The sequence below is a fragment of the Microcystis sp. M165S2 genome, from assembly GCF_020245885.1.
Lineage (GTDB): Bacteria > Cyanobacteriota > Cyanobacteriia > Cyanobacteriales > Microcystaceae > Microcystis.
In genome coordinates this window covers 1-10,043 of the sequence record NZ_JADBTZ010000282.1, presented here as the reverse complement: position 1 = coordinate 10,043, position 10,043 = coordinate 1, and the positions used below count along the sequence as shown (strand labels likewise).

9 protein-coding genes are annotated in these 10,043 nt (G+C 41.9%); 5 read left to right on the top strand and 4 right to left on the bottom strand.

Annotation, left to right across the window (positions count from 1 at the left end):
- Positions 1-401: 401 nt before the first annotated feature.
- From rsmD to era, 3 genes are all read right to left on the bottom strand, one after another.
- The gene (gene rsmD, locus IM479_RS14300) at positions 402-947 is read right to left on the bottom strand and encodes a 16S rRNA (guanine(966)-N(2))-methyltransferase RsmD (protein WP_287684048.1); all 546 of its coding nucleotides are present in this window, start codon (positions 945-947) and stop codon (positions 402-404) included.
- A 3-nt stretch (positions 948-950) separates the two neighbouring features.
- Complete coding sequence (locus tag IM479_RS14295; protein WP_286825955.1) at positions 951-1,628, bottom strand: uracil-DNA glycosylase family protein; 678 nt, start codon at positions 1,626-1,628, stop codon at positions 951-953.
- A 151-nt stretch (positions 1,629-1,779) separates the two neighbouring features.
- On the bottom strand, positions 1,780-2,736 hold the full coding sequence (gene era, locus IM479_RS14290; protein ID WP_286825956.1) for a GTPase Era: 957 nt from the start codon (positions 2,734-2,736) through the stop codon (positions 1,780-1,782).
- A gap of 35 nt (positions 2,737-2,771) precedes the next feature.
- On the opposite strand from era, the gene IM479_RS14285 reads away from it, so the two are divergent.
- From IM479_RS14285 to IM479_RS14265, 5 genes are all read left to right on the top strand, one after another.
- Positions 2,772-3,539: a DUF6816 family protein gene (locus IM479_RS14285; RefSeq protein ID WP_287684049.1), complete on the top strand. Its 768-nt coding sequence runs from the start codon at positions 2,772-2,774 to the stop codon at positions 3,537-3,539.
- Between the two features lie 315 nt (positions 3,540-3,854).
- Complete coding sequence (locus tag IM479_RS14280) at positions 3,855-5,426, top strand: serine/threonine-protein kinase (RefSeq protein WP_287684050.1); 1,572 nt, start codon at positions 3,855-3,857, stop codon at positions 5,424-5,426.
- Positions 5,427-5,614: 188 nt separating this feature from the next.
- Entirely contained in the window at positions 5,615-6,739 is a 1,125-nt protein-coding gene (gene cbiD / locus IM479_RS14275) for a cobalt-precorrin-5B (C(1))-methyltransferase CbiD (RefSeq protein ID WP_287684051.1), read from the top strand.
- Positions 6,740-6,882: 143 nt separating this feature from the next.
- Positions 6,883-8,508 (top strand): glutamine-hydrolyzing GMP synthase, encoded by a 1,626-nt coding sequence (gene guaA / locus IM479_RS14270; RefSeq protein ID WP_287075704.1) that lies wholly within the window; start codon positions 6,883-6,885, stop codon positions 8,506-8,508.
- Between the two features lie 83 nt (positions 8,509-8,591).
- Positions 8,592-9,836, top strand: a complete 1,245-nt coding sequence (locus IM479_RS14265) for a DUF262 domain-containing protein (RefSeq protein WP_287684053.1) — start codon at positions 8,592-8,594, stop codon at positions 9,834-9,836.
- 1 nt (position 9,837) lies between these two features.
- Here IM479_RS14265 and IM479_RS14260 read toward each other — a convergent pair.
- A partial coding sequence (locus IM479_RS14260; RefSeq protein ID WP_287699469.1) for a transposase occupies positions 9,838-10,043 on the bottom strand: 206 nt, incomplete at its 5' end.

Here is a 10,043-nt window from a genome sequence, read left to right as displayed (position 1 = left end):
GGTCAACTACCTAATTTTCAGGGAAAAAGTACCTGAATTTTCCCCCTGATCACTCCCATGCCTGGTACTTTTTGATTGACAAAAAGTCTAAAAGTCTTACCCAACAAGGTTTTTAGATTTATTCAGCAGACCCTAAATAGCTTAAACAGGGGGCGATTAACTGCGGTTGCCAGAAAGTTTCTCGGTTTGCTCAGGATGATTGTCAAGAAAAGTGACAAATTATGTGATTTTGTTGAGAAATAATAATTTTTTCGGGACTGCCCAATAAAATTGACCATTTCCGGCGGTCGGCAGGAGATTATTTTTATTTATTCTCCCCACACCCCACACCCCACTCCCCACACCCCACACCCAGTCTCCTTTTTAAGCTTGTTGTCAACCCAACCCTTAAGAGTCAGTGGTCAGGAGATAACTGCTTTTTGATAAAAAGTTAACGTGGTATTGCCGTAGCGTTTCTGACGACAAATGGTTAAACTTTCTAGATTAATTGCTTGCCAAGATTTGGGATTATGTTCCACAGCAATTTCCCCCAGAGAATCTAATAAATTAGATTGAGAGATGGCAGTTAGTACCGGTAAATATAACCCGCTTTCGTAGGGAGGGTCAAAATAAATTAAATCAAAACTTTTCCCCGCTAAAGTGGCTAACTTTGTCAGCACATCCCCCCGAATTACTTGGAATTGCTGGTGGGAAGTTGCTAAATTGCGCCAATTTTCCTTGATAATTTCGCCAGCGCGTCCTGATTGTTCAATTCCAATTACTAGACTCGCACCTCGACATAAAGCTTCCCCACCCATGGAACCATTACCCGCACAAAGATCTAACCAACGACAGCCAGATAATTTATGTTGCCAGATATTAAATAAAGCTTCTCGCACCCTTGCTGTCGTCGGACGGGTTAATTGTCCTGCTAGGGTTTTTATGGGACGATTGCCGTAAATTCTCATCGGTTAAAAGGCAAATTCAGTTAATCTTTTTTGTAATAAATCAGGAAAAAGGGCATAGTATCTTTGATTGAGAGGAGAGGGATGGGGGAGAGGCAATAAAGTCACTTTCTTTTGCTGTTTTAATCCATCTTCATCGGTAGCGGTAAGGGTAACTAGCAGTTTTTTAGTAAAGCGTTCTTTATCAAGATAGAATTTATCTACTTCTTTTGGTTGACCGTAGGGTTCAAACCATTTAAAAGCTTCCGTGCCAAGGGTAATGATATGATCACCTTGCCAATAAAAAACTAGCAGTTTTTCTATAAATGGACGAAACCGATCTTTCACTTCCCCAGAATAAGCTTTATTACCTGGGGGTTTGTAGGGAACTGTATTAGTTAAGAAAATTCGATCGCATACCGATAATAACTCTTGACGATCATGGGATTTTCTCCCCTGCCAAGCTTGAAAAAATCCCTCTCTTACCATTCTACCGGCAGCCCCGATCAAAGGTTGTCCTGCATACACTTCATCTCGTCCTAAATCCCGGCCAAAAAAGCATAACTGACTAGCAAGATTACCACCATACAAAACCGGTTCAAAAGGGTCTTTTTTTGCCTCTTGGTAAATTAGGGTATCGACGGGAAAATCCTCTTTTTTTGCCTCTTGGTGTACCTGTTTAATTAGGGTTTTAATATCGGTCATTTCAGTTATCAGTTATCAGTTATCAGTTATCAGTTATCAGTTATCAGTTATCAGATGTGAGTTTTCAGTTCACTGTTTACTGATCACTGAAAAAAGCTTCTCCCCACACCCCACACCCCACACCCTACACCCCACACCCTACTTCCCCACTTCACTCCTCGGTGCGATAGCCAAATTCTGCTAAAAGTGAGCGAGATTGTCGCCATTTCGGTTCTACCTTCACAAATAATTTTAAATATACCTCCCCGGCGATTAACTTTTGAATAGCCGATCGAGCGGAAGTCCCGATCGCTTTTAACATACTGCCATTTTTACCGATGACGATCCCTTTTTGGGAAGCTCGTTCCACGTTGATGGCGGCAAAAACCTTGGTTAAAGCGGGAGTTTCCTCGACGCGTTCAATCACCACTGCCACAGAATGGGGAATTTCCTGACGGGTTTGCAGTAGAATCTGTTCGCGGATTAATTCGCCCATAATAAACCTTTCCGGTTGATCGGTGACTAAATCGGGGGGATAGTAATAGGGACCGACTTCGAGGGAATCAATTAACAGATTTTGCAATGCTTCGATTCCCGTCCCCTCCAGTGCCGAAAATTTGAGCAGCGGCCAGTTATTTTCCGTCCCTAAGGCACGATAACTATCGTCTAGAGGTTGCAGGTCTTCCGGTTGCTGATCGGCTTTATTTAGCCCTAAAATCGTGGGAGTTTGGTTTTTAGTCAGTAAATCGGCGATATAGCGATCGCCACTACCCAAAAAATTGCTACTATCGACAACAAATAAAACTAAATCTACAGAATTTATGGCGTTTTCAGCATTTTTAACTAAAACTTTGCCTAATTCGTGATGAGGCTTGTGAATGCCGGGGGTATCGACAAAAATCATCTGGGAGCGCTCGCCGGTGACAATGCCGCGTAAACGGTTGCGGGTAGTTTGAGCGATGGGAGAAGTAATGGCGATTTTTTGTCCCACTAATTGATTCATCAGGGTAGATTTGCCCACATTAGGACGACCAATAATGCCAATAAAACCCGATTTAAAACCAGTCGGTGCGACGGGAATTACTGCCGAATCGAGATTAAAGGCTTGAGAGTTGATAACATCGTTCATAATTAAAGAATATTACTTAAAAAATATTTTTACCCATGCAAAGGATAATTTTGTTCTTGTTAGTATTGATTCTAGGCTGTAGTAACCATTTAGAATTATCTATAGCGGGAAATTTAAGCGATCGCTTAACTAATTATCCTCGCTGGATGACTAAACCGGTGGTTAGTTTTGCCAGCGGAGATTTAGTTTATCCCGATTGGATGGTAGGCAATTGGACTGTCACCAGTACCCTAATCGATTTAACCGCTCCTCTTGCTCCCCAGATTATCACACCGGGTTTTGAAAGTAATCGTCGTTACCTAGAACAATCGATCGAGTTTCCAGTGAGATTCATTGAGAAAGCTATGTCCAGACCGATAAATGCTGCCTTTTTATCCACCATTATCAGTAAACCATCAACTGTGGCCGATCGATCCTTTAATGGTTTAGCAATTAGTCGCGCCTATTTAGGTAATCAGTCGGTATTGTCGGTAAAAACTGACCCCAATAATCCCAATCGTCAGATTACCTTTTTACGGGGCGCTCATCAACTAATTTCCACGGTAATTGCCAGAAATAGCGAAACTCCTAGCCGAAATCAATTTATTGCCACAGAAATTATTCAACAAATTTTCCGGGGAGAAACCAATACTTATCTTAATGAGGTGGAAACCACCACCGCCTATCAGTTATTATCTCCTAATAAAATTCTAGGCGATCAGGTGACAGCCATTTATCTTTCCCCCCAATCGCCGGATTATTTCCAAGCGCCGAATCGTCCTGTGGCTTTGTATCGTTATCGCTTACAATTGCTGAAAGATTAATATATATCCTGAAAAAATCAAAAATCTTCCCTTAGGTGAGGAGACAGGAAGAGAAAAAGACAAGAGACCCTAACTAGAAATACCCCTATAAAGAAAGAAAAAAAAAGGAATTAAGAGAACTTTCCCGGGCATAGTTTTCGGACTTTATTGGAGGACTTGGGGACGATTGGTTTGAATACTCTTAATCCCTCCTACAGCAGATGTTATGGCCTTTTGTCAACGGGGAAGTTCAGTAATAATCATCAACAGTTGATTGTCTCATAGTCTCAGCATCTGTGTTAGAGTTAAGCGATAACTATGTCCTGGGGAAAAACTATGAGTCTTTGTTTTAATCCCACCTGTAGCCACGAAAACCCTAAAGATATTGTATCCTGTGAACGCTGCGGTCAGTCATTAAAGTTAGGCGATCGCTATCGAGGATTGAGAGAAATTGGGTCTGGGGGGTTTGGCATCACCTATTTAGGTATAGATGAAAGCGAAACTAATCACCCTCCCTGTGCGATTAAACAATTTTCCCCCCATAGGGCTAATGATGCTCAGGTATCCTCTGGCCTCTTCCGTCGAGAAGCCCAAAGTTTACAGGTGCTTAACCATCCCCAAATCCCCAAATTTTTGGCATATTTTTATATAGATGAACAACAGTATCTTATCCAAGAGTTCATTCCGGGAGAAACCTTAGAACAAGAATTAGCAGCAAGGGGGGTATTTGGGGAAAGCCAAATCCGAGATATACTTAATCAAATTTTACCGATTTTACAATATTTACACGCCAGAAACCTAATTCATCGGGATGTTAAACCCGCTAATATTATCCGTAGAACCAGCGATAAACGTCTCTTTTTAGTAGATTTTGGGGCGACTAAACTCCACACGGGAACTAACCTGGCTAAAACGGGAACTAGCATCGGAACTGCGGAATTTGTCGCCCCAGAACAATTACGAGGAAAAGCGGTTTTTGCTAGTGACCTCTATAGTTTGGGTGTAACCTGTATTTATTTATTAACTAATACATCACCGTTTAATTTAGTGGATGGTGATAATAATTGGGTCTGGCGAGACTGGCTTGGGGAAAATACGGTTAGTTCTCAATTAGCGGAAGTTTTAGATGGTCTAATTGCGCCAGGTTTAAGTAACCGTTATACATCAGCTTCAGCGGCATTAAAAGACCTCAATCAGCCTCGCAAAGCGAAAAATGCCTATGGTAATTATTTGTGGTTTGGCAGTGCAATTGCTGCCTCGATAGCCCTGTTTTATGGGTTCAAAACCACCCAAAAATCATCAAAGATTGAACCACCCACCTCACCCCAACAATCATCAAAGATTGAACCACCCACCTCACCAAATGAACCGATTATTCGACCCAGCAATTTAGAGGTAATTAAATTATTATCTACTTATGTTGATGTGCAGAACGCATCCTATTTAGACAAGGGAAAATTTCTTGAAAAACTCTCGGGATTAATTGCCCTACCCAGCCATTATTTTGAGGTACAAGTTATTAATAATCATGGAGTGCAAATAGCCGCAATTCCTCGCCAAAGTGATAGTTATGGTTATATAGCAGTTTTATGGGGGGGGAAAATCTCAGATGCCGATAGCAAACGCCAACAAAATTGGCAACCTAAAGACCCGACAGATTATGGAACTTTTGCTGTGGCTAATGTCCGTGGGAAGTCCTCCAATTATGTCACGAGAGTTAGCTATTGTGAAAGCATCCAAGCGACGACAGAACCGCCATTATTATCAACCGTAGGGGAATCACTACCTCTTTCCAGTGATGAGTTACCCTGTCCCCCAGGTTATGCTTTTTCTTTGGGAATCATTGATGCGATCGCCAAATTAGCAGCCACGACCGTTCCAGCCGTCATTAAGCCAATTCAAAAATGAAACCCATGACTCCTTAAGATTTGACAGAGAAAGGCTCATCAGGTAAGCCTCCCGAGCATTTAAATTGCTTGGGCCAGACGAGGCAAGGGGAGCGGGGGAGATGAGATTCGGCTAATCTGAGAATAAGCGGTTGCCCCCTAGTTCTATAATCAGATCACGGCTAATTTGATTGGCTATGGACTCTATTCATGTCTATCTCCCCACCCCGTTCGGGTTACACTTTACCGGTTTTTGCCTGTGCCAGTGCGATCGCATCTCTCCAGCATCTTCACGGCGAAAATGAGCTAAATTCCGTTACTTTTAATCTTTTAGAACCGCCAGAAGCCATTACTATTGCCATCGAACAAGTTGCCCGACTTAACCCCGATGCTGCCCTAGCCATCACCCGCAGCGAGCCGGGGGACAATTTAGATTTAACTAGAAATACCCCTATATGGGCGTTAGTAGAAAGAAAGACGGGTAATCAAGAGATAGAGATTGAAGGCGGCGAAGGAATCGGCATACAGGTTGATAATGGCGGAAAATCAGCTATCTATAGTTATGCCCAGCGTCTCCTGCAAGAAAACCTCAGACCCCTGTTACTGCCCCAAGAAAGCCTCAAAGTGACGATTATCCTTCCAGAAGGCAAAAAACTGGCCACAAGGACTTCTAACGCCGCTTTTGGGGTGGTAGAGGGATTATCTTTGTTGGGTACCACCGGCATTTCCCAACCCCTCAGCGCCCCCGGACAGTTAGAAATCTTTCGCGAGCAATTAAAAATTTTATCCCGTCGTTTCGATCGCTTGGTGTTTTGTATCGGGGAAAATGGCTTAGATTTAGCCCCTCAAATGGGTATTAATCCTGATATTTTGGTAAAAACAGCCAACTGGATCGGGCCGATGTTATTAGAGGCACAATTACAGGGAATCTCTGAAATTCTTTTGTTTGGTTATCACGGTAAATTAATTAAACTTGCCGGGGGAATCTTTCAGACTCACCATCATCTCGCCGATGGTCGTCGGGAAATTCTTACCGCCTACGCCGCTAAAATGGGTTTAGCTACCCCCCATCTCCAGCAAATTTTTGACAGTAGCACCAGTGAAAACGGTCTGGAATATCTGCGTCAATTAGACCGGCAAACGGGCGATAATTGGGTGGAACGCATCTATGGAGAAATGGCTAATACTATTGATCGCCGTTGCCAAGAATACGTTTATAACCACAGTAACGGTCATCTTAGGGTCGGTTGTATTTTATTCGATCGATCTCGTTCTTTGATCAGCAAAAGCGAAAATGGCCTTAAATTTTTGCAGAATCTACAAGTTACCCCCTAGTGACCGTGCTATGATCGTGGGAATATTTAGTTTTAAAAAATGAAACTAATAAGGCTAGACAATTGTAGCTTATTTTCAGAACAATAGCCGATTTAGTTCACAAATCTTTAACCTTTTCCTGCCAGTTTCTTTTCTTGATCGCAGTGACAACTCAAACCCCCCTTCCCACCCCCCAAGAGACTTTGCCCTCAGAGTCCTTCACTAATAGCCTTAATCGTCAAATAATCATCATTCTTGACTTTGGCTCCCAGTATTCTGAATTAATCGCCCGCAGAATCCGGGAAACGAACGTTTACTCCGAAGTTCTCTCCTATCGTACCAGTGCCGAACAATTGGCCCAAATCAACCCGAAAGGAATAATTCTTTCGGGCGGTCCCAATTCCGTCTATGATCCTGGAGCGCCCCACTGTGATCCCGAAATTTGGAATTTAGGTGTACCCATCCTCGGAGTTTGCTACGGGATGCAATTGATGGTACAGCAGTTAGGGGGCAGGGTAGAACGGGCAAAACGGGCCGAATACGGCAAAGCATCCCTATTTATCAACGATCCTACCGATTTATTAACCAATGTCGAGAACGGCTCCACCGCATGGATGAGTCACGGGGATTCCTGCGTGGAATTGCCCGCGGGTTTTGAAATTCTCGCTCATACCGATAATACCGATTGTGCGGCCATTGCCGATCACAAGAAAAAACTCTTTGGAGTGCAGTTTCACCCGGAAGTTGTCCATTCTGTGGGAGGAATCGCCTTAATTCGCAATTTCGTCTATCATATCTGCAAATGCGAACCCACTTGGACCACGGAAGCTTTTGTCGAGGAATCGATCCGAGAAATTAGGGCAAAAGTGGGCGATAAGCGAGTTTTATTGGCTTTATCTGGCGGTGTGGACTCCTCTACCTTAGCATTCCTGTTGCATCGAGCGATCGGTGATCAACTAACCTGTATGTTTATCGATCAGGGATTCATGCGTAAGGGTGAACCAGAACGATTAATGCAGATATTTAACGAGCAATTCCATATTAGAGTCGAGTATGTCAACGCTAGAAAGCGATTTTTAGCGCAAGTGGCCGGTGTCACGGATCCCGAAGAAAAGCGCCGTCGTATCGGCCATGAATTTATTCAGGTGTTTGAAGAAGAATCGAATCGTTTGGGACCCTTTGATTATCTGGCCCAAGGAACTTTATATCCCGATGTGATTGAATCGGCCGATAGTAATGTGGATCCCAAAACCGGGGAAAGAGTCGCGGTTAAAATTAAAAGTCATCATAACGTTGGTGGACTGCCGAAAAATCTCCGGTTTAAATTGGTCGAACCCCTGCGAAAATTATTTAAGGATGAGGTGAGAAAATTAGGTCGATCGATCGGTCTTCCGGAAGAAATTGTTCGTCGTCAACCTTTCCCCGGCCCCGGTTTAGCAATTCGCATTTTAGGGGAAGTGACCGCAGATAAATTAAATATTTTGCGCGATGCAGATTGGGTAGTGCGCGACGAGATTAATAAGCAGGGAATGTATCACGATTTCTGGCAAGCTTTCGCGGTTTTATTGCCTGTACGCAGTGTGGGAGTGATGGGAGATCAACGCACCTACGCTTATCCTATTGTCCTACGTTTAGTCAGCAGTGAAGACGGAATGACTGCCGATTGGTCGCGGGTTCCCTATGATTTATTGGAGACAATTTCTAATCGCATTGTCAATGAAGTTAAGGGAGTTAACCGCGTGGTTTATGATATTACTTCTAAGCCCCCCGGAACTATAGAATGGGAGTAGTTTTGTTAGATTAGAGTCAATCCCGTCCAAATATTGGGGCGGGATTTTTGCAGAATAGAAAATTGAGGGTATTAATTGCAACTATGGCACAGTTAGAGCTTTTAGAAGACAGAGAAGATGTGGATTTTGCAGAAGAAGAAGAAGAAGATATTGAAGGAGAATCAGCAAGGGAAAAAAAGCTAGAACTCAAAGAAATCTCCGAGATTGTTGTTGCTGGTAGTGATTGGACTACCGCAACGATTCTTAATCAACTAATTCGAGAAAATATTCAACTAAATCCGCGCTTTCAAAGACGAGATGCTTGGAATATTACTCGTAAAAGTCGATTTATTGAATCCCTAATTCTAGGGTTTCCAGTCCCACAGATTGTCTTAGCTACTAATAATAAGGAAAAAGGTAAATTTATCGTTCTTGATGGCAAACAATGCTTACTAACAATTTTACAGTTTTATGGTGACAGTGCCACACCTAATAATAGTTTTACTTTAAAAGATTTAGAATTTCTAGATAATCTCAATGGCTGCCAATATCAAGATATAGAAAATGACTTTAACTTGTATTGTATCTTAGACCAACTGGATAATAAAACTATCCGCACGATTGTTATCCGTAATTGGAAAACGGAGAGTTTCCTCCATAAAATTTTTCTGCGTCTCAATGTGGAAAATCCCCCTTTGTCTCCACAAGAATTAAGACAAGCATTACACCCAGGGGATTTTATTAATTTTTTAGATGATCGAGCGATAGAAAGTCAAGCATTAAAGAAAATATTTAAATCTCCCTATCCCGATTTCCGGATGCGCAACACTGATATATTATTGCGTTATGTAGCTTTTCATTATTATTTATCTGATTATCGCGGTGATGTTCAGATGCTTCTAGATAAAACCTGTAAAAATTTCAATAAAGAATGGGAAAAGCGCTCAGATGAAATTATCAATGTTGTTGATCAATTTGAAAAAGCTGTCCAGACAACAATTAATATTTTTGCAGAGAAAAACTTTTCTCCTCTCTGGTTATATAAAGAAAAAAAGTATCGAAGTCAGTTCAATCGAGCAATTTTAGATGTGATGGTTTTTTACTTTTGCGATGATCTAATTAGAGAAGCTGCCGAGCAAAACAAAGAACAGGTAGAAGAAGCATTTAAAAGTTTATTTCTTACTGCCGTTGATCGATTTAAAAATGCTGTATTAATTAATACAAATACTAAAAAATCAACCTACTATCGTTTTCATTTATGGGGTCAAGCTTTATCAAAAGTATTAGATATTAACTTCAATATTCCTCAGATGGAAGATAATCAGGCTCTTCGTTACTCTTTATGCTAAATCAACAGACAAGATGCCAAGATAACATACTTCTAACCCAAAAATTCCGAAAGTTTCTAAAGCCATAGCCTCTCCGTTTTATTAGTTTAAGTTTATTGTTGATTCCCTCGACCACCCCATTCGTTGTCCTTTGCTCGAAATAACTAATAATTTCTCCAAACCAGTTTCGGATTGTTTGACAACTCTTGGTAAAAACACTGGAGGATT